A 17,360-nucleotide genomic window follows, 5' to 3' on the forward strand; every position below is an offset into this window, starting at 1 on the left:
TTCCGGTTCGGGCTCAGGCCTCGGGGGTCTCTTCGCTGTCGGCCTTGGTCTTGACCTCGGGCCCCTTCGGCGCTCGGCCGTTGCGCGCGCGGCGCGGCTGGCGGGGGGCCGGGGGCGGCGGGGCGATCTGCGGGACGGCCGGGCCGCCGCCGAGCATCAGCTCCGCGAACGTGGCCATCGCCTCGTCCAGCTGGCCGCCGATGCGGCGCTCGGACTCTTCGTTGTGCTGGCGCACGATGTTCGACACGTTGTCGGTGTCCGGCCGCCCGGACAGGGTGCCGTCGACGCGCGCGAAGCCGGTCTTGACCGAGGCGCCGAGGTCCCCGAACTGGTGGTTGACCCCGTCCTCGACCTTGTCGATCCGGCTGGCCAGGTCGTCGATCCGGTTGGTGATCGTCTCCAGGCGGTTCGACAGCCCGTCGAGGCGCACGGACGAGTCGACCATTTCGCCGGTCTCTTCGAGCGCCGTACGCAGCGTCTGGTTGCTGGCCTCGATGCGCTCGCGGGTCGCGTTGTCGAGGTTCTCCACGCGGGTGCGCAGGTCGGCGTCGCCGGACTCGACGCGCTCGCGCAGGCCGCCGATGCCGGAGTCGATCCGCTGGCGCAGATCGGCTTCACCGGTCTCGATGCGCTGGCGCAGATCGGCGTCCCCGGCCTCGACGCGCTCGCGCAGCGCCGACTCGGCACGCTCGATGCGGTCGTTCACGGGACCGAGCACCGACTGCGGGATCGAGTCGAGCTTCCCATCCTGCTTGTCCAGGTGCCCGCCCAGCTCGTCGAGCCGGCGGTGGATGTTCTGGAGCTTGTCCTCGAGGCCGTCCATCCGGCCCGCGACGCCCTCGAACCGGGCCGCGACCCCGTCGAGCCTGCCGTCCAGCTGGGCGAACGGCTTGGCCAGCTTGTCGACGATGCTCTCCACCGCGCGGGCCAGGTCGGCGATGGCGTTGTCCTGAGCTTCGAGCTTGGACATGGCCTCGTCGAGCCGCTCCGCCAGCACACTGACCTCGGTGCGGTCGGGCAGCTCGGACAGTCGCTTGCGCACGGCGCCGAGCGAGTCGACAGGGGCGAGCCGCGCGTAGATGTCGTCCAGCGCGTCGAAGATCTGCTGCTGCTCGCTCTCCCGGACTTCGGCCGCGCGCACCAGCATGTTGCGCATCCGGTCGAAGGACGGAGCTCCAATGTGATTGTCAGTGGTCACTTCGATGTCCTTCGTCGGCGGGGAAAGAAGGGACGTTGGCCGGAAGCTTAACCATCAGAAAATTGCTGTGGGTATCGCCCCCGTAAAGGCCATCGGCCGCAGGTCTACTCACATGGCCCATTACCGGGGGCGGGCCGGAGCTGAGGGTTGAGTGGAGGTGGAGACTTGCGGGGCCATCGGGGTGAAACGGGCTCGGTACCGTGATGGCATGTCTGCTGAGTACACGCCTCTGACCTCGGACTCGATCCGCAGAGTACCCAAGGTATTACTCCATGATCACCTGGACGGTGGCCTGCGTCCGGGCACCGTGATCGAGCTGGCCGACGCCATCGGCTATGACGCTTTACCCACCACGGACGTCGGCGAGCTGGGCCTTTGGTTCCGGGGTGCCGCCGACTCCGGTTCGCTCGAGTCCTATCTCGAGACCTTCGCGCATACCTGCGGTGTCATGCAGACCGAAGAAGCGCTGGTCAGGGTGGCCGCCGAGTGCGCGGAGGACCTCGCCGCCGACGGCGTCGTGTACGCCGAGGTGCGGTACGCGCCGGAGCTGTTCGTCGAGCACGGGCTCTCGCTGGACGCCGTCGTCGAGGCGGTCCAGGCGGGGTTTGCTGAGGGTGAGCGACGAGCCGCTGAGCAGGGAAAAACCACTCGAATGGGTACTCTTCTGTGTGCGATGCGTCAGCACGCCCGGGCGCAGGAGATCGCCGAGGTCGCAGTGCGTTACCGGGACGCCGGAGTCGTCGGGTTCGACATCGCGGGACCGGAAGCGGGATTTCCGCCCACCCGAAATCTCGACGCATTCGAGTATTTGCGGACCAACAATGCGCATTTCACCATTCATGCCGGTGAGGCGTTCGGACTCGCGTCTATTTGGGAAGCTATTCAGCATTGTGGCGCGGAACGGCTCGGGCACGGGGTCCGCATCGTGGACGACCTCAAGTCGAACCCGGACGGTTCGGTCGAGCTCGGCCGGCTGGCCGCGTACGTCCGCGATCGCCGCATCCCGCTGGAGATCTGCCCGTCGTCCAATGTGCAGACCGGCGCCGCCGCGTCGATCGCCGACCACCCCATCGGGTTACTGAGCAAGCTGCGCTTCCGAGTGACCGTCAACACCGACAACCGGCTGATGAGCGGGTGCACGCTGTCGAGCGAGTTCGCCGCGCTGGCGGAGGCGTTCGGGTACGGCTGGGCCGATCTGCAGTGGTTCACGATCAACGCGATGAAGTCCGCGTTCATCGATTTCGATCAGCGTCTCGCGCTGATCAACAACGTGATCAAGCCCGGCTACGCGGCGTTGGTCTGACTGCCGGGGCACAAAACCCTTGCTGTCCTTAGCATGAGTAACTAAAGTCCAAGATATAAGACTTGGTTCTCATATACTGGGATGGTCGCAATGGGTGAGTCCGCGGTGCTGGGCACGGAGAGCAAGCGACGGTGGGGGATCCTCGCGCTAGGCCTCTCCGCCCAGACCGCGAGCTGCTCGTTCCTCTACGGCATCCCGTTTCTGGTACCGGCGATGCGCGCGGCCGACGGCCTGTCGCTCGCGCAGGCGGGCACCGTGGTCGCCGCGCCCAGCGTCGGCCTGCTGCTGACGCTCATCGCGTGGGGCGCCGCGGCCGACCGGTACGGCGAGCGGCTCGTGATGGCGATCGGGCTGGGGGTTTCGGGGCTGCTGTTGCTCGTCGCCGGCCTCGCGCATCCGTCGATCGGCGCGATGTTCGTGCTGTTCCTGCTCGCCGGGGCGAGCACCGCGTCGGTCAACGCCGCCAGCGGCCGGGCGGTGATGGGCTGGTTCGCGCCGTCGGAACGCGGCGTCGCGATGGGGATCCGGCAGACCGCGCAGCCATTGGGTGTCGGCGTCGCGGCGCTCGCGCTGCCGCCGCTCGCGCAACACTGGGGCTTCCACGCGGCGATGCTGTTCCCGGCCGGTTTCGCGCTGGTGGTTGCCGCGCTCGTGGCCTGGCTCGTCATCGACCCGCCGCGCCCGCCGAAGAAGGAGGGTGCGCCGAAGGCCCGCTCGCCCTATCGCGAGCCGACGTTGTGGCGCCTGCACGGGGCGAGCACGTTGCTGGTGGTGCCGCAGTTCGCGGTGTCGGCGTTCGCGCCGGTGTATCTGGTGACCCAGCACCAGTGGAGTCCGCTCGCGGCCGGCTGGTTCCTCGCGGCGGTGCAGGCGCTCGGCGCGGTGGGGCGGCTGGTTTCGGGGTGGTGGTCGGACCGGGTGGGCAGCAGGCTGCGCCCGATGCGGCAGCTGGCGGTGGCCAGTGCGGTGGTGATGCTGCTGGTCGGGCTCGGGGACGTGACGGGTCTGTGGCTGGTGTTGCTCGCGCTGGTCCTCGCGGCGGTGATCACCGTGGCGGACAACGGTCTCGGCTTCACGGCGTCGGCCGAGCTGGCCGGGATCGACTGGGCGGGGCGGGCGATGGGGGCGCAGAACACCGCGCAGAACGTGGCGGCGTCGCTGACCCCGCCCCTGCTGGGCCTGGTGATCGGCGACTCACGTTATGCGCTGGCGTTCGGCATCGCCGCGGTGTTCCCGGTGCTGGCGATCTGGCTGACCCCGGTACACGCCGAGCGCCGGTGATCGTGAGCCCCGGCCCCGATCGCCGAGTGTTCGACGTTCGTGGCCGGTGTGCCCTTGGTTTTCCTTGCCGGGCCGCGGTTTCCCGGTGTTACTTCCCGTGCACCCGCAGGCGGTTTTCGAAGGTCTCGACCAGTTTGCGCCACTCGCTCTGTTCGGTGTCGAACGGCGGGCTCGGCGCGAGCCGGTTCGGGTCCGGGTGGAGCACGAACGAGATCAGCCAGCCCAGACTCTCCGAAGAGGACAGTGCCGTGGACACCGAGTCGTCGTCGGCCCAATCGGCCGCGTCGGTGAGCAGTTCCACCGCCAGTTCGAGCTGCGTCGGGTCGATCGCGTCGGGGCCTTCGGCCAGATCCTCGGCCAGCCCGGCGAGCACGTAGGTGTTGTCGGTGTCGACCTCGACCTCCAGCTCACCCGCGGTCGCCTTGGTCAGCACTTCGTCCCAAGTGGACACCTGCGCGAGGTCGGTGTCCGCCAGTTCCTTGCCGGCGAGCGAGCGCGCCAGCGCCCGGGCTGACGCGAACACGTCGATGCGGTCGTCGGAGCCGAGGAACACCGGCTCGTCTTCGAGGTAGCACCGGAGCGTGTAGTACTCCTTGTCGGAGGTGACGATCTTGATCGGGTCGATGCCGACCTCGCCCCAGAAACCGACCGGCTCTTCCTCTTCGTCGTCCTCTTCCACGGTGTCGAGGTCCTCGTCGAGATCCTCGGCCTCGGTGTCGACCCCGGCCTCCGCCTCGGCGGACTCCTCCAGGAACGCGGCGAGCTCCTCGGCGGTCTGTTCCAATACCGCGGCATCCACCTCGGGCACCTTCACGAGGCTGTCGATCGCGTCGAGCACGGTGTCCCACTTGTCCGACACCGCCTCGGACAGGTCCGTCCACAGGCGCTCGCCCTCGCGGCCGGTGAACGGCAGGCGGCCCTGGTCCAGCAGCGAGAAGCCCTCGGTGGCGTCGAGCACCTCGTGCACCTCGTCGAGCTCGCACACGTCCGCGAGCGACCGCACGATGCCGATGATCTCCGCCAGCTCGCTGATCGTCCACGAGTCCGGCTCCTCCGCGACCAGTTCGGGCACGCCGACAAGGTCGAAGGAATGGTCGTCATCGGGGATCAGCTCGGGCACGTTCAGTGCCGGCACGACCTGCCAGGCCGGATGGTCGATCAGGTCGTGCTGTTCGGCGGTCCGGACGAACGCCGCCAGATGCGCGGCGTCGGGGAAGGCATAGAGATCCTCGTCATCGCCGAGGAAGGCCTCCCATTCCTCACCGTCCTCCCGCCAGCGCGGGGCCCAGAGGGTGACCAGGTCCCCCTGTGGCAGCCCGAGTTCGATCGGGACGATGTCCTGTGCCATGCCAAGCCTCCGGATTACCACCTGTGTGCAGCGAAGCCTACGGGTTTGCGGGTGAAGCCGCGATGGGCCCCATGACCTGCACACCCGCGGATGGCACGATGGGAACATAATGACACTCGCAGATCTCCTACCAGCGGCTCCCGAACCCGACGCGTTGTTCGAAGCGTTCTCGTCATGGACGGCCGAACGTGGCATCGAGTTGTACCCGGCGCAGGAGGAGGCGCTGATCGAGGTCGTCTCGGGCGCCAACGTCATCTTGTCCACCCCGACCGGTTCCGGAAAAAGCCTGGTCGCGGTGGGTGCGCATTTCACGGCGATGGCGCACGGCAAGCGGTCCTATTACACGGCGCCCATCAAGGCGCTCGTCTCGGAGAAGTTCTTTTCGCTGATCGAGATCTTCGGCGCGGACAACGTCGGGATGATGACGGGTGACTCCAGCGTCAACCCGGACGCCCCGATCATTTGTTGTACGGCCGAAATCCTGGCGAACATCGCGTTGCGGTTCGGTGCTGACGCGCCGGTGGGCCAGGTGGTCGCGGACGAGTTCCATTTCTATTCCGAACCGGACAGAGGCTGGGCCTGGCAGGTTCCGATCGTCGAACTCCCGCAGGCACAGTTCGTGCTCATGTCGGCCACGCTGGGCGACGTTTCCTTCTTCGAGAAGGACCTCACGCGCCGCACCGGCCGGACGACGGCGGTGGTCACTTCGGCGGAGCGGCCGGTGCCGCTGACCTATCGGTACGCGCTGACGCCGTTGCACGAAACGATGTCGGAACTGTTGAACGGCGGGCAAGCGCCGGTCTACGTCGTGCATTTCTCGCAGGCCGCGGCGATCGAGCGGGCGCAGGCGCTGATGAGCATCAACGTGACCACGCGCGCGGAAAAGGACGCGATCGCCGACGTGATCGGCGACTTCCGGTTCTCCGCGGGTTTCGGGAAGACGTTGTCCCGGCTGGTGCGGCACGGGATCGGGGTGCACCACGCGGGAATGCTGCCCAAGTACCGGCGCCTGGTCGAGCAGCTCGCGCAGTCGGGGCTGCTCAAGGTGATCTGCGGGACCGACACGCTCGGCGTCGGCATCAACGTGCCGATCCGGACGGTGGTCTTCTCGGCGTTGACGAAGTACGACGGGGTGCGGCAACGGCATCTGAAGGCGCGCGAGTTCCACCAGATCGCCGGCCGGGCGGGGCGCGCGGGGTTCGACACCGACGGGTATGTCGTCGTGCAGGCGCCGGACCACGTGGTCGAGAACGCGAAACTGCTGGAGAAGGCCGGCGACGACCCGAAGAAGAAGCGGAAGATCGTCCGGAAGAAGGCGCCCGAGGGGTTCGTCAACTGGACGGAGAGCACCTTCGACCGGCTGATCGCCTCGCAGCCGGAGCCGCTCACGTCGAGCTTCCGGGTCAGCCACTCGATGCTGCTGAACGTGATTTCCCGGCCGGGCAACGCCTTCGAGCACATGCGGCATCTGCTGGAGGACAACCACGAGGACCGGCCGGCGCAGCGCCGGCACATCCTGCGCGCGATCGCGATGTACCGCGCGCTGCTCGCCGCGGGTGTCGTCGAACGGCTCGACGAGCCCGACGGCGAGGGCCGGATCGTCCGGCTCACGGTTGACCTGCAGTTCGATTTCGCTTTGAACCAGCCGCTTTCGCCGTTCGCGCTCGCCGCGATCGACCTGCTGGACGTCGAGTCGCCGTCGTACCCGCTGGACGTCGTGTCGGTGATCGAGTCCACTGTGGACGACCCGCGTCCGGTGCTGTCGCAGCAGCAGTTCAAGGCGCGCGGCGAGGCGGTGGCGGCGATGAAGGCCGAGGGCATGGAGTACGACGAGCGGATGGCGCTGCTCGACGAGGTCACCTACCCGAAGCCGCTGGAAGAGTTGCTGGGCGCGGCGTACGAGACCTATCGCGGCGGGCATCCGTGGGTCGCGGACTACCAGTTGTCGCCGAAGTCGGTCGTGCGGGACATGTACGAGCGGGCGATGAACTTCGTGGAGTACATCAACTTCTACTCGCTCGCCCGGTCGGAAGGCCTGGTACTGCGGTATCTGGCGGACGGTTACGACGCGTTGCGGCACACCGTGCCCGATGAGGCGAAAACCGAGGCACTGCAGGACCTGATCGCGTGGCTCGGCGAGCTGGTGCGGCAGGTCGACTCCAGCCTGCTCGACGAGTGGGAAGCGTTGCGGCACCCGGGCGACACGTCCGCGCACGCGCCGTCACTCCCCGAGGGCCCGCCGCCGGTCACCCGGAACGAGCGCGCTTTCCGCGTGCTGGTGCGGAACGAGCTGTTCCGGCGGGTGGAGCTGGCGGCGCGTCGCGCGTATGAGGAGCTCGGCGCGCTGGACGGCGCGTCGGGCTGGGACGCCGTCGAGTGGGAGGCGGCACTTGAGGACTACTTCGAGGAGCACGACGAGCTGGGCACAGGCCCCGATGCGCGCGGCCCGGCGCTGCTGATCATCGAGAAGGAGGCGGAGATCTGGCGGCTGCGGCAGATCTTCGACGACCCCGAGGGCGACCATGACTGGGGGATCAGTGCGGAGGCCGACCTCGCGGCGTCCGACGAGCTCGGGGAAGCCGTGGTCCGGGTTACCGGCGTGAACCAGCTGTAGTCCCGCGCGCGATCAGGACCACGAACTGACCGAGCACCACCAGGCCCACGGCGAGACTCATCCACAGCGTGACCTGGCGGACGCCGGTGCTCACGTCGAGCTGGTCGAGTCGCCGCAGGACCAGCACCAGGACCGCGGCCAGCTCCACCGGGAACAGGATGTTCGCGGCGAGTTGCCAGCCGATCGGCAGCGGGCGGGTGCGGTCCTGCCGTTTGCGCGGGATGAACGCCCAGGCCTGCTCGGCGTAGTAGCGGCCGGCCAGCGCGCCGAAGCCGATGAGCGCGGCCCCGGCGATCAGCGGCACGACATAGCTGCCACTGGCGAACCAGGTCAGCGCGGCCAGGCAGAGCGCGACCGGCGGGTTCGTGAGCGCGCCGACCAGCCACGAGATCCGGAACGGGCGCCGGGCCTCGCGCAGGTCCAGCGGGTGGACCAAGGGCTGCAGCGCGGGGTCGGGAAGGTGCACCAGTTCGTTCATGACTGCCTCCAGGGAGTGCGGTCGAGGAAGGTACCGAGGTTGTTCGCGCGGCCGATGTCGTAGACCTTCTGCCGGGAGACGCCCAGGTGCGCGGCGACCGAGACGGCGCTGTACTCGTCCAGCAGTTCCCGTACCGCGCGGCCGCGTACGGCCGAGGCGCGCGAGTTGAGGTGTGCGGTCAGCGCGCTGACCTCGGCCGCGAGCAACGCGACCGCGACCGGGCCGCCGAAGCGGTCCGTCCAGTCCTTGTCCTCGCCGTTCGCCGCCGCGTACAGCGCGTCGCCGCCGTCGTCGAGGACGGCCTGTACCCGGTCGGCCGGCACGTCGTTGTCCAGGAACCGGTCGCGCACGGCGTCCCGCGTGTCGGCGGTCCGGTGCGCGAGAGTGTGGTCCCACGTGTCACCCCGGGGTTGACGTTTCACCCATTCAGGGTCGCGCTCCCGGCGACTTCTGTCAACCCCGGGATGACAGGTGGCTTTCGTCACCTGCTGGACACCTCGAAGCCGCCCCGAGCAGCGCGTTCCCGCGTGTAGCATCCGGGCCATGACCGATCTTCGCTCCCGGATCGTCGGGTGGCTCGGGCGCAAATACATCGAACGCAAGCAACGCAAAGGCGTGGACCTGGTCACGTTGCTGCCCGACGCCGCCCTGATGCCGTTGCGCCGCACCGAGCTCGACCCGGTCGCGGAGCTGGGCGCGAAGCGCGCGACGACCCCGGTCACCCGGCTCAAGCTGCCGTTCGGGCTGCGGGCGTGGCTGGTCACCGGGTACGACGAGAGCAAGGAAGTGCTGGGCGCCGCCGGCAAGTTCAGCAACGACTACACGAACCTCGTCGGCACCGCCGGAATGTCGGAGGACACCAATCCCGGTGGCCTCGGGTTCGCGGATCCGCCCGACCACACCCGGCTGCGCAAGCTCCTGACGCCCGAGTTCACGATGCGCCGGCTGAGCCGGCTCACGCCGCGGATCAACGAGATCATCAACGAGCAGCTGGACGCGATGGCCGCGAGTGACGGCCAGGCGGACCTCATGCAGTCCTACGCGCTGCCGATCCCGTCGCTCACGATCTGCGAGCTGCTCGGTGTGTCCTATGAGGACCGTGCCGATTTCCAGCGGCTGAGCACCGTGCGGTTCGACCTGTTCGCCGGTGCCGGTGCGTCGTTCGGCGCGATCTCGGAATCGTTGAAATACATGGGCGAAATCGTGCGGAAGCAGCGCGAGGCGCCTACCGACGGGTTGCTCGGCATGCTCATCAAGGAGCACGGCGACGAGATCTCCGACATCGAGCTGGCGGGCCTGGCCGACGGGGTGCTGACCGGTGGACTCGAAACCACGGCGAGCATGCTCGCGCTGGGCGCGATCGTCCTGCTGCGCGACCGCTCGACGTTCGAGCTGGTGCGCGAGAACGACGACGCGATCAACAACTTCGTCGAGGAGTTGCTGCGGTATCTGACCGTGGTGCAGGTGGCGTTCCCGCGGTTCGCCAAGGAGGACATCGAGGTCGGCGGGGTGAGCATCGCCAAGGGGGACATCGTGTTCGTGTCACTCAGCGGCGCGAACCGCGACGAAAAGCTCGGCGAGAGCATGGAATCCTTCGACGGCACGCGGGAATCCTCGTCGCACCTGGCTTTCGGCTGGGGCCTGCACCGGTGCATCGGCGCCGAGCTGGCGCGCATGGAGCTGCGCGCGGCGTACCCCGCGCTGGTCCGCCGCTTCCCGGACATGCGCCTGGCCGTCGCCCCCGAGGACCTGGCCTACCGCAAGACCTCAGTCGTCTACGGCGTCGAATCCCTCCCGGTCACCCTGTAACGGGGAGAGCCTTGACCAGCCCGCTCAGCTGCTCGGTGGCCGTCGCGTGGAGGATCTCGAGATCGATCGACCAATAACCGTGCACGATGCGGTTACGCAGGTCGGCAGGTCGGCAGGGCGGCGCCAGGGAATCTCGGGATGATGTTCCCTCAGGTCTTGCGAAACTCGCGCCGCCGCTTCGCCCAAGACGGTGAAGTTCCACAGCAGGGCATCCCTACGCTGCCGATCGTGTACGAGCGTGTCGATGCCGATGCCCGCCGTGAGAGCCCGTGCCTGCTCGGCTGCCTCGATCATCTCCGCAATGAACAGCCGGTCACGCTGCATAGAGCGGCCTGGACTCGTTCAGCACCGTGTCGCGAAGCAGTGGGTGGAGTGACTTTTTCGAGACCAGGTCGACGGGGCGCCCGAAGAGCCTCGTCAGCTCCTGGTTGAGGTCCTCGATTTCCCAACCGAGCTTCCTGCCCGGCTGCAGCTCGTACAGCACGTCGACATCGCTGGCGGCACCAGCTTCTCCGCGCGCGGCCGAGCCGAAGATGCGCAGGGTGGCGATCCCGTACCGGGCACAGATGCGGCGAAGCTCCATTTCGTCGACTACTTGCCCTGACATCGCCCAAACTCCTCTCCTGGCCGGCTGACACGATTCTAACGTCCAGAAGCGCCAACACGCGTTACTTCGCCGCCGCCAGGCGGGGGAGGCGTTCGGCGGCGGCGGTGTCGGTGATCAGGGTCGAGACCAGGCCCGAGCGCAGCACGGCATCGATCGCCTCCGCTTTGGGGGCGGTGTAGCCGAGTGCGATCACCTCCGGCACCCGCAACAGTTCCTCGGTGCTGATGGCGAGCACGTGGTGCGCGAGACCGGTCGACATCGGTTTGCCCTCACCGTCGAAAAGCCGTGCGGCCACTTCCGCCTTCGCGCCGCGGGCGGCGATCGCCTCGCGTTCCTCCGCGTGCACCGCGTCGTACACAGTGGACTCTCCCGGCAGCCAGGCCCCGATACTCACCACGGCCTTCGTCAGATTCTTGAACTGCCCGAACGTTTCCGCGATCCCCGGCTGCCGCCGCAGGATCTCCGTCGTCCGGCGGTCGGGTAGGACCAACGGTCCGTAGATCGGATACGCGTCCGCGCCCGACGTCGCCGCGAGCCGGCTGACCGTCTCCACCGAACGGTCCCGCGTGTCGATTCCCGCCTGCACCCCGCACAGTTGCACGACCGGGCACTTCGCGAGCTGCCGCACGGCCTCGGTGGTCACGTTCACCGAACGCGCCCACGACAACCCGAGCACGTCGTTCTCCGTCACGATCTCCGAAAGCAGCCGCGCCGCGACCGCGCCGATGCGCCGCCGCACCTCCGGCCGGTCGCCCTCACTCGCCGCTCGATCGAGCACGAAGCACTGGTCGAGCCCGTACGCCGAACGCACTTCGTCGGACAGTCGCACGTCCACCGGCACCGGCAGGTCGAAGTCGATCCGCACCAGTCCGGTGTCCCGCGCCCAGTCGAGCACACGCGCCACCTTGAACCGGCTGACCCCGAACTCCTCCGCGATCTCGATTTTCGACTTGCCCGCGACGTAGAAGCGGTGCGCGATGACGGCCGACGTCATCGTGTCCACCAGATCCCTCTTCACGCTCATCTGAGCACTATAGCCTGAAAACGGTTGACGAAGTAGAGACAAAAGCCCTCTAATGCAGCTGCGTGCATAGGACCACAGCGTTGTGAAGCGCTCATTTGAGCGCTGGAGAGGTGAGCTGAGTGCGGGCCGCGATCGTTGACCAGCCAGGATCGATTCGGGTCGGCGAGGTAGCCGACCCGGTGCCGGGTGAGCGCCAGGTGGTGATCAAGGTCGGTGCCACCGGAATCTGCGGCACGGATCTGCACATCGCCGACGGCCACTTCCCGCCCACCCCGTATCCGATCGTGCCGGGGCACGAGTTCGCGGGCGAGATCGTCGAACTCGGCCGCGGCGTCCCGGGCGGCTGGAAGGTCGGGGACCGTGTCGCGGTCGACCCCTCGCTCTTCTGCGGCTACTGCGATCCGTGCCGGGCCGGGCACGGCAACCTCTGCGAGAACTGGGGCGCCACCGGTGACACCGTGGACGGCGCCTTCGCCGAATACGTCGCGGTCCCGTCGGCCAACTGCTACCGGCTGCCCGATCACCTGAACTGGCAGGAAGGCGCGCTCGTCGAACCCGTCTCGTGCGCGGTGCACGGAGTGCGGCGCATCGGCGTCGAAGCGGGAGAGCGCTTTCTCGTCGTCGGCGCCGGCACCATGGGCCTGATCATGCAACAGCTTCTGCAGCGCGCCGGTGCCCGCGTAACGATGGTCGACCGCAACGCCGCCCGCCTGCCACGGGCCAAGGACCTCGGTGCGCACGCCGTCGCCGCCGATGTGTCCGAATTGGACGGTGAACGGTTCGACGCCTCGGTCGACTGCACCGGTGCCGCGCCCGCGATGGAAGCCGCTTTCGACGCATTGCGCCGTGGCGGCCGTTTCCTGGTGTTCGGGGTCGCGCCGGCCGAGGCGCGGATAGCGCTTTCTCCCTTCCGTATCTACAACGACGAGATCACGGTGGTGGGTTCGATGGCAGTTCTGCACAGTTATGGCGCGGCGCTCGATCTGGTCGCGAACGGCGCGGTGGACACCCGCGCGTTGCTCACCGACGCGCTCCCACTCGAAAGATTCCCCGACGCACTGGAGCTGATGCGCAGTGGTGCGGGGCTGAAGGTGCAGGTGCTGCCAGGAGGAACCGATGCGTAAACGCCTCGCCCTCCTCGCCGTCGCCCTGCTGCTCACGCTGACCGGCTGCGCCGGCGCGGGAGAGTTCGGCGCGAGCGGCCGCACGCTCGTGATCGCGATCGTGTCGAACCCGCAGATGAACGACGCCATCGCGCTGTCCCACGAGTTCGAGGCGGCGAACCCGGGCATCAAGCTCAAGTTCGTGTCGCTGCCCGAAAACCAGGCCCGCGCGAAGATCACCTCGTCCGTCGCCACCCAGGGCGGCGAGTTCGACGTGGTGATGATCAGCAACTACGAAACCCCGCAGTGGGCGGCGAACGGCTGGCTGGAGAACCTGCAGCCGTACGTGGACGGCACTCCCGGCTACGACCCCGCCGACTTCATCCCGAGTATCAAGGACTCCTTGTCCTACAACGGGAACATGTACGCGGTGCCGTTCTACGGCGAATCGTCGTTCCTGGCCTACCGCAAGGACCTGTTCGACAAGGCCGGGCTGACCATGCCCGCGCACCCCACCTGGCAGCAGGTCGCCGACTTCGCCGCGAAGCTCGACGACAAGAACACCGGCATCTCCGGCATCTGCCTGCGCGGCAAGCCGGGCTGGGGTGAGAACCTCGCCCCGTTCGACACGATCGCGAACACCTTCGGCGCCTCCTGGTTCGACCCGAACTGGAACGCGCAGCTGACCTCACCGCAGTTCAAGACGGCGGCGAACTTCTACGTGAACCTGGTCCGTCAGCACGGCGAGGTCGGCGCGTCCAGCGCCGGGTTCTCCGAATGCGGCACGCGGTACTCGCAGGGGCAGGCCGCGATGTGGTACGACGCGACGGTCATGGCCGGCACCAACGAGGATCCCAGCAGCAGCAAGATCGTCGGCAAGTCCGCCTACGTGCCAGCCCCGGTCGAGCAGACGAAGTCCAGCGGCTGGCTCTACACCTGGTCGCTCGCGATTCCCAAGGTGGCCAAGGACAAGCAGGCTTCGTGGGCCTTCCTGAACTGGATGACGAACAAGGAGTTCGTGCAGCTGGTGGGGAAGGCCGACGGGTGGAACGCGGTGCCGCCCGGCTGCCGCCTCTCGACCTACCAGATCCCCGAGTACCGGCAGGCCGCCCAGGCCTACGCCCAGCCGACACTGGACAGCATCGACGCCGCACGGTCGGAGAACGTGCACGCGAACCCGGTGCCCTACACCGGAATCCAGTTCGTCGGCATCCCCGAGTTCCAGGATCTCGGCACCCGGGTGAGCCAGGAGCTGTCCGCGGCGATCGCCGGTCAGATCTCCGTGGACGACGCGCTCGACCAGTCCCAGAAGTACGCGCAAACCGTCGGCGATTCCTACCGGGAGGCGAAATGACCACGGTCGCGCCCTCACTCCGAACAGGACGGACAACCCGGACCGAAACAGCGGCGAAACCGAGAGGAGGGGGCTGGGCGCGGCGGGCGCCACTGTTGCCCGCCCTGCTGTTCACCATCGTGGTGACGCAGATCCCCTTCGTCGTCACGGTGATCTACTCGTTCCAGTCCTGGAACCTCGTCCGGCCCGGTTCCGCTCATTTCGTCGGCGTGCAGAACTACATCGACGTGTTCACCGACACCCAGTTCCGCACCGCGCTGATCAACACCGTGGTGCTCACCGTGGTCTGCGTGCTGATCGCGTTGCTGCTGGGGCTCGGGCTCGCCCTGCTGCTGGACCGGAAGTTCGTCGGCCGCGGGTTCGTGCGGACGCTGCTGATCACGCCGTTCCTGATCCTCCCGGCGGCGGGCGCGCTGCTGTGGAAGACCACGATGTTCGACCCGACCTACGGGCTGCTGAACTTCGTGTTCGGCGGTGACACCGACTGGCTTTCGGAGTTCCCGCTGGGTTCGGTGATGACGCAGATCATCTGGCAGTGGACGCCGTTCATGATGCTGCTGCTCCTGGCCGGGCTGCAGAGCCAGCCGAAGGACGTGCTGGAGGCGGCGTCGGTGGACGGGGCCGGCCGGTGGCGCACGTTCGCCTCGATCACGCTGCCGCACCTGTCGCGCTACATCCAGCTGTCGGTGCTGCTGGGCGCGATCTACATCGTGAACAGCTTCGACGCGATTTTCCTGATGACACAAGGCGGTCCGGGCACCGCGAGCACGAACCTGCCGTACTACATCTACCAGCGCGCGTTCCAGGGCTTCGACGTCGGCCAGTCGTCCGCGATGGGCGTCGTCGTGGTGATCATGACGCTGATCGTGGCGACTTTCGCGCTGCGACTGATGTTCCGCACCTTCGATGTGAGCAGGGGTGTGAAATGAGCACGCAAGCACAGCGCCGGGCCGGCAGCGTCTCGCTGACCGTCGTCACCTGGCTGATCGCGATCCTGTTCGTGTTCCCGCTGCTCTGGATGATCCTGACCGCCTTCAAACAGGAGGCCGACGCCTACACCGACCCGCCGCGGCTGGCGTTCACCCCGACGCTGCACCAGTTCGCGAACATCATCGACCGTGGTTTCCTGCCGTATCTGGGCAATTCCGCGTTCGTGACGGTGGTGTCCACTTTGGTCGTTCTGGTCGTGGGCGTGCCCGCGGCGTACGCACTGTCCATCGCGCCGGTACCGAAGACGGCCAACGTGATGGGTTTCTTCCTGTCCACCAAGATGTTGCCGATCGTCGCGGCGATCATCCCGCTGTACGTCATCTCGCAGAAGGTTCAGCTGCTGGACAACGTGTGGGCGCTGATCATCCTGTACACGGCGATGAACCTGCCGCTGGCGATCTGGATGATGCGCTCGTTCTTCCTGGAGGTGCCGACGGAGATCATCGAGGCCGGCCGGGTCGACGGGGCGAAGCTGCCGTTGCTGCTGTCCCGGGTGATCCTGCCGGTGGTTGCGCCGGGAATCGCGGCGACCGCGCTGATCTGCGTCATCTTCTCGTGGACGGAGTTCTTCTACGCGGTGAACCTGACCGCGGCGCGGGCCGGCACGGTGCCGGTGTTCCTGGTCGGGTTCATCACCAGCGAAGGGCTGTACTGGGCGCAGCTTTCAGCGGCGGCGCTGCTCGCGTCGCTGCCGGTGATGATCGTCGGCTGGATCGCGCAGAAGAACCTGGTGCGCGGCCTGTCGATGGGCGCGGTCAAGTAACCGGGCGAGGGGACCCCGGCCGTCGTCCGGGGTCCCCTCCACCTGGGTTCTAGGCCTCGATCGAGAGCGCCTGGCTCGGGCAGACGTGCACGGCCTCGCGTGCCTTCTGCTCGTCACCCGGGTGTTCGGCGAGCAGGATGACCGTGCCGTCGTCCTCGCTCTGGTCGAAGGTCTCCGGGTCGGTCAGCACGCACTGCCCGGCACCCACACAGACGTCCTTGTCGGCGACAATTCGCATCAGTTTTCCTTACCAGGTCACGGGAAGCTCGTACAACCCGTATACGTTCGCGTCGTCCTTGTACGGTAGCCGGTCGGACGGCACCGCGAGGCGCAGGCCGGGCACCCGGCGCAGCAGCGTGTCGAACACGATCTGCAGTTCCAGCCGGGCCAGGTTCTGGCCGAGGCACTGGTGCGCGCCGAACCCGAACGCGACGTGGTGGCGCGCGCCGCGTTCGATGTCGAACTCGTTGGGGTTGTCGAATGCCTTCGGGTCTCGGTTGGCGGTGTTACCGAGCGCGATCACGCCCTCACCCTCGCGGATCAGCACGCCCGCGAGGTCGATGTTCTGGACCGCGACCCGCGAGGTCGCGAACTCGGCGATCGTGAAGTACCGCAACAGTTCCTCGACCGCGCTCGGGGTCTTCGCCGGGTCGTCGCGGATCGCCGCCAGCGCGTCGGGGTGCTCTAGCAGTGTCACGGTGCCGAGCGAGATCATGTTCGCGGTGGTCTCGTGCCCGGCGATCAGCAGCAGGAAGCCGAGGCTGACCAGCTCATCGCGGTTCTTCGTCTTCTCGAGTTGCCGGCTCAGCAGGTCGTCGCCCGGCTCCTGCTCCTTGCGGCCGATCAGGTCGTCGAGGTAGTCGTACAGCTCGTCGAGGGCCTGGCGGAGTTCGTCGCGCGGCGTGGTGTGGCGCAGCAGCTTGGCCGACCGCTCCTGGAAGAAGTCGTGGTCCGCGTAGGGCACGCCGAGCATTTCGCAGATCACCAGGGAGGGCACCGGGAGGGACAACGCCGGCACCAGGTCGGCGGGCTTCGGCCCGGCGAGCATCGCGTCCAAGTGCTCGTCGACGATCTGCTGGATCCGCGGACGCAACGCGGCCATCCGCTTGACGGTGAACTCCCCGAGCACGGCCCGGCGGGCCGGCCCGTGCTTCGGCGGGTCCATCGAGACCAGCGACGGCCGGAACTTGGTGTCCGCCCGCTGCCTGTGCAGCAGCGGGAAACCGGGGTTGGCCCGGTCGGAGCTGAACCGCGAATCGGTCAGCACCGCGCGGATGTCCGCGTGCCGGGTGACGGCCCAGACCTCCTGGCCGCTCGGCAGGGTGACACGGGAGATCGGCGCTTCCTCGCGCAGCCGGAGATGCTCTTCCGGCGGCGAGTAGGGGGAACTCCTCGTGATGGGAAGCGAGACAGTGGTCAACGGTTCTACCCCAATCCGTACTCTCAGTATCCGGACGAACACCTTCCACTTCAACCGAAGGTACCGAA

General features: G+C 67.6%; 17 protein-coding genes and 1 pseudogene. 8 read left to right on the forward strand and 10 right to left on the reverse strand.

The features are described 5' to 3' along the window. Window positions 1-13 precede the first annotated feature (13 nt). Complete coding sequence (locus tag LOZ83_RS38245; protein WP_236796802.1) at window positions 14-1,198, reverse strand: PA containing protein; 1,185 nt, start codon at window positions 1,196-1,198, stop codon at window positions 14-16. Window positions 1,199-1,406: 208 nt separating this feature from the next. On the opposite strand from LOZ83_RS38245, the gene LOZ83_RS38250 reads away from it, so the two are divergent. Together LOZ83_RS38250 and LOZ83_RS38255 are read left to right on the forward strand one after the other, a co-directional pair. Further along, the gene (locus tag LOZ83_RS38250; RefSeq protein WP_236796804.1) at window positions 1,407-2,501 is read left to right on the forward strand and encodes an adenosine deaminase; all 1,095 of its coding nucleotides are present in this window, start codon (window positions 1,407-1,409) and stop codon (window positions 2,499-2,501) included. An 81-nt stretch (window positions 2,502-2,582) separates the two neighbouring features. Beyond that, complete coding sequence (locus LOZ83_RS38255; RefSeq protein ID WP_374202771.1) at window positions 2,583-3,782, forward strand: MFS transporter; 1,200 nt, start codon at window positions 2,583-2,585, stop codon at window positions 3,780-3,782. Between the two features lie 88 nt (window positions 3,783-3,870). Here the strand turns inward: LOZ83_RS38255 and LOZ83_RS38260 are convergent, their stop codons facing one another. Beyond that, the gene (locus LOZ83_RS38260) at window positions 3,871-5,130 is read right to left on the reverse strand and encodes a primosomal protein (protein ID WP_236796809.1); all 1,260 of its coding nucleotides are present in this window, start codon (window positions 5,128-5,130) and stop codon (window positions 3,871-3,873) included. 109 nt (window positions 5,131-5,239) lie between these two features. On the opposite strand from LOZ83_RS38260, the gene LOZ83_RS38265 reads away from it, so the two are divergent. Next, window positions 5,240-7,744 (forward strand): RNA helicase, encoded by a 2,505-nt coding sequence (locus LOZ83_RS38265; protein ID WP_236796810.1) that lies wholly within the window; start codon window positions 5,240-5,242, stop codon window positions 7,742-7,744. Here the strand turns inward: LOZ83_RS38265 and LOZ83_RS38270 are convergent. Together LOZ83_RS38270 and LOZ83_RS38275 are read right to left on the reverse strand one after the other, a co-directional pair. Continuing rightward, a complete protein-coding gene (locus LOZ83_RS38270) occupies window positions 7,722-8,222 on the reverse strand; it encodes a hypothetical protein (RefSeq protein ID WP_236796812.1) in 501 nt (166 codons plus the stop codon). The two genes, LOZ83_RS38265 and LOZ83_RS38270, sit on opposite strands and share 23 nt — an antisense overlap. Then, the gene (locus tag LOZ83_RS38275) at window positions 8,219-8,644 is read right to left on the reverse strand and encodes a hypothetical protein (protein WP_236796814.1); all 426 of its coding nucleotides are present in this window, start codon (window positions 8,642-8,644) and stop codon (window positions 8,219-8,221) included. The genes LOZ83_RS38270 and LOZ83_RS38275 overlap by 4 nt, the downstream gene beginning before the upstream one ends. Before the next feature lie 121 nt (window positions 8,645-8,765). On the opposite strand from LOZ83_RS38275, the gene LOZ83_RS38280 reads away from it, so the two are divergent. Continuing rightward, window positions 8,766-10,031 (forward strand): cytochrome P450, encoded by a 1,266-nt coding sequence (locus LOZ83_RS38280; protein WP_236796816.1) that lies wholly within the window; start codon window positions 8,766-8,768, stop codon window positions 10,029-10,031. On the opposite strand, the gene LOZ83_RS40965 is transcribed toward LOZ83_RS38280, so the two are convergent. The 4 genes and pseudogenes from LOZ83_RS40965 to LOZ83_RS38290 all read right to left on the reverse strand — a co-directional run bounded on the left by LOZ83_RS40965 (window position 10,021) and on the right by LOZ83_RS38290 (window position 11,662). After that, on the reverse strand, window positions 10,021-10,233 hold the full coding sequence (locus tag LOZ83_RS40965; RefSeq protein ID WP_374202772.1) for a HepT-like ribonuclease domain-containing protein: 213 nt from the start codon (window positions 10,231-10,233) through the stop codon (window positions 10,021-10,023). The genes LOZ83_RS38280 and LOZ83_RS40965 overlap by 11 nt on opposite strands. Then, window positions 10,200-10,355 (reverse strand): annotated as a pseudogene (locus tag LOZ83_RS40970) (hypothetical protein); the annotation flags it as partial. The pseudogene LOZ83_RS40970 and the gene LOZ83_RS40965, both read right to left, overlap by 34 nt. Further along, on the reverse strand, window positions 10,345-10,638 hold the full coding sequence (locus LOZ83_RS38285) for a nucleotidyltransferase family protein (RefSeq protein WP_236796817.1): 294 nt from the start codon (window positions 10,636-10,638) through the stop codon (window positions 10,345-10,347). The gene LOZ83_RS38285 and the pseudogene LOZ83_RS40970, both read right to left, overlap by 11 nt. Window positions 10,639-10,699: 61 nt before the next feature. After that, window positions 10,700-11,662, reverse strand: coding sequence for a sugar-binding transcriptional regulator (locus LOZ83_RS38290; protein WP_236796818.1), 963 nt, complete (start codon window positions 11,660-11,662; stop codon window positions 10,700-10,702). A 119-nt stretch (window positions 11,663-11,781) separates the two neighbouring features. Here LOZ83_RS38290 and LOZ83_RS38295 point away from each other — a divergent pair, with 119 nt between their 5' ends. Genes LOZ83_RS38295 through LOZ83_RS38310 form a run of 4 tightly spaced genes read left to right on the forward strand, consistent with a single transcriptional unit; the run spans window position 11,782 to window position 15,872 of the window. Continuing rightward, window positions 11,782-12,786 (forward strand): zinc-dependent alcohol dehydrogenase family protein, encoded by a 1,005-nt coding sequence (locus tag LOZ83_RS38295; protein ID WP_236796819.1) that lies wholly within the window; start codon window positions 11,782-11,784, stop codon window positions 12,784-12,786. Next, the gene (locus LOZ83_RS38300) at window positions 12,779-14,119 is read left to right on the forward strand and encodes a sugar ABC transporter substrate-binding protein (protein ID WP_236796820.1); all 1,341 of its coding nucleotides are present in this window, start codon (window positions 12,779-12,781) and stop codon (window positions 14,117-14,119) included. The genes LOZ83_RS38295 and LOZ83_RS38300 overlap by 8 nt, the downstream gene beginning before the upstream one ends. Continuing rightward, window positions 14,116-15,048 carry a carbohydrate ABC transporter permease gene (locus LOZ83_RS38305; RefSeq protein ID WP_236796821.1) on the forward strand — a complete coding sequence of 311 codons (933 nt, stop codon included), beginning with the start codon at window positions 14,116-14,118 and terminating at the stop codon, window positions 15,046-15,048. Before LOZ83_RS38300 ends, LOZ83_RS38305 begins: the two co-directional genes overlap by 4 nt. Next, the gene (locus LOZ83_RS38310; protein ID WP_236796822.1) at window positions 15,045-15,872 is read left to right on the forward strand and encodes a carbohydrate ABC transporter permease; all 828 of its coding nucleotides are present in this window, start codon (window positions 15,045-15,047) and stop codon (window positions 15,870-15,872) included. Before LOZ83_RS38305 ends, LOZ83_RS38310 begins: the two co-directional genes overlap by 4 nt. Window positions 15,873-15,921: 49 nt before the next feature. On the opposite strand, the gene LOZ83_RS38315 is transcribed toward LOZ83_RS38310, so the two are convergent. Beyond that, window positions 15,922-16,110 (reverse strand): ferredoxin, encoded by a 189-nt coding sequence (locus tag LOZ83_RS38315; protein WP_236796823.1) that lies wholly within the window; start codon window positions 16,108-16,110, stop codon window positions 15,922-15,924. Window positions 16,111-16,119: 9 nt separating this feature from the next. Continuing rightward, window positions 16,120-17,292, reverse strand: coding sequence for a cytochrome P450 (locus tag LOZ83_RS38320; RefSeq protein ID WP_236796824.1), 1,173 nt, complete (start codon window positions 17,290-17,292; stop codon window positions 16,120-16,122). Window positions 17,293-17,360: the final 68 nt, after the last annotated feature.

Origin of the sequence: Amycolatopsis sp. GM8, assembly GCF_021653975.1 — a bacterium.
Lineage (GTDB): Bacteria > Actinomycetota > Actinomycetes > Mycobacteriales > Pseudonocardiaceae > Amycolatopsis_E.

Excerpts from the sequence above, each read along its gene's own strand:
- LOZ83_RS38250 (WP_236796804.1), top strand. The coding sequence starts at position 1,407 with ATGTCTGCTGAGTACACGCCTCTGACCTCGGACTCGATCCGCAGAGTA.
- LOZ83_RS38255 (WP_374202771.1), top strand. The coding sequence starts at position 2,583 with ATGGTCGCAATGGGTGAGTCCGCGGTGCTGGGCACGGAGAGCAAGCGA.
- LOZ83_RS38260 (WP_236796809.1), bottom strand. The coding sequence starts at position 5,130 with ATGGCACAGGACATCGTCCCGATCGAACTCGGGCTGCCACAGGGGGAC.
- LOZ83_RS38265 (WP_236796810.1), top strand. The coding sequence starts at position 5,240 with ATGACACTCGCAGATCTCCTACCAGCGGCTCCCGAACCCGACGCGTTG.
- LOZ83_RS38270 (WP_236796812.1), bottom strand. The coding sequence starts at position 8,222 with ATGAACGAACTGGTGCACCTTCCCGACCCCGCGCTGCAGCCCTTGGTC.
- LOZ83_RS38280 (WP_236796816.1), top strand. The coding sequence starts at position 8,766 with ATGACCGATCTTCGCTCCCGGATCGTCGGGTGGCTCGGGCGCAAATAC.
- LOZ83_RS38285 (WP_236796817.1), bottom strand. The coding sequence starts at position 10,638 with ATGTCAGGGCAAGTAGTCGACGAAATGGAGCTTCGCCGCATCTGTGCC.
- LOZ83_RS38290 (WP_236796818.1), bottom strand. The coding sequence starts at position 11,662 with ATGAGCGTGAAGAGGGATCTGGTGGACACGATGACGTCGGCCGTCATC.
- LOZ83_RS38300 (WP_236796820.1), top strand. The coding sequence starts at position 12,779 with ATGCGTAAACGCCTCGCCCTCCTCGCCGTCGCCCTGCTGCTCACGCTG.
- LOZ83_RS38305 (WP_236796821.1), top strand. The coding sequence starts at position 14,116 with ATGACCACGGTCGCGCCCTCACTCCGAACAGGACGGACAACCCGGACC.
- LOZ83_RS38310 (WP_236796822.1), top strand. The coding sequence starts at position 15,045 with ATGAGCACGCAAGCACAGCGCCGGGCCGGCAGCGTCTCGCTGACCGTC.
- LOZ83_RS38315 (WP_236796823.1), bottom strand. The coding sequence starts at position 16,110 with ATGCGAATTGTCGCCGACAAGGACGTCTGTGTGGGTGCCGGGCAGTGC.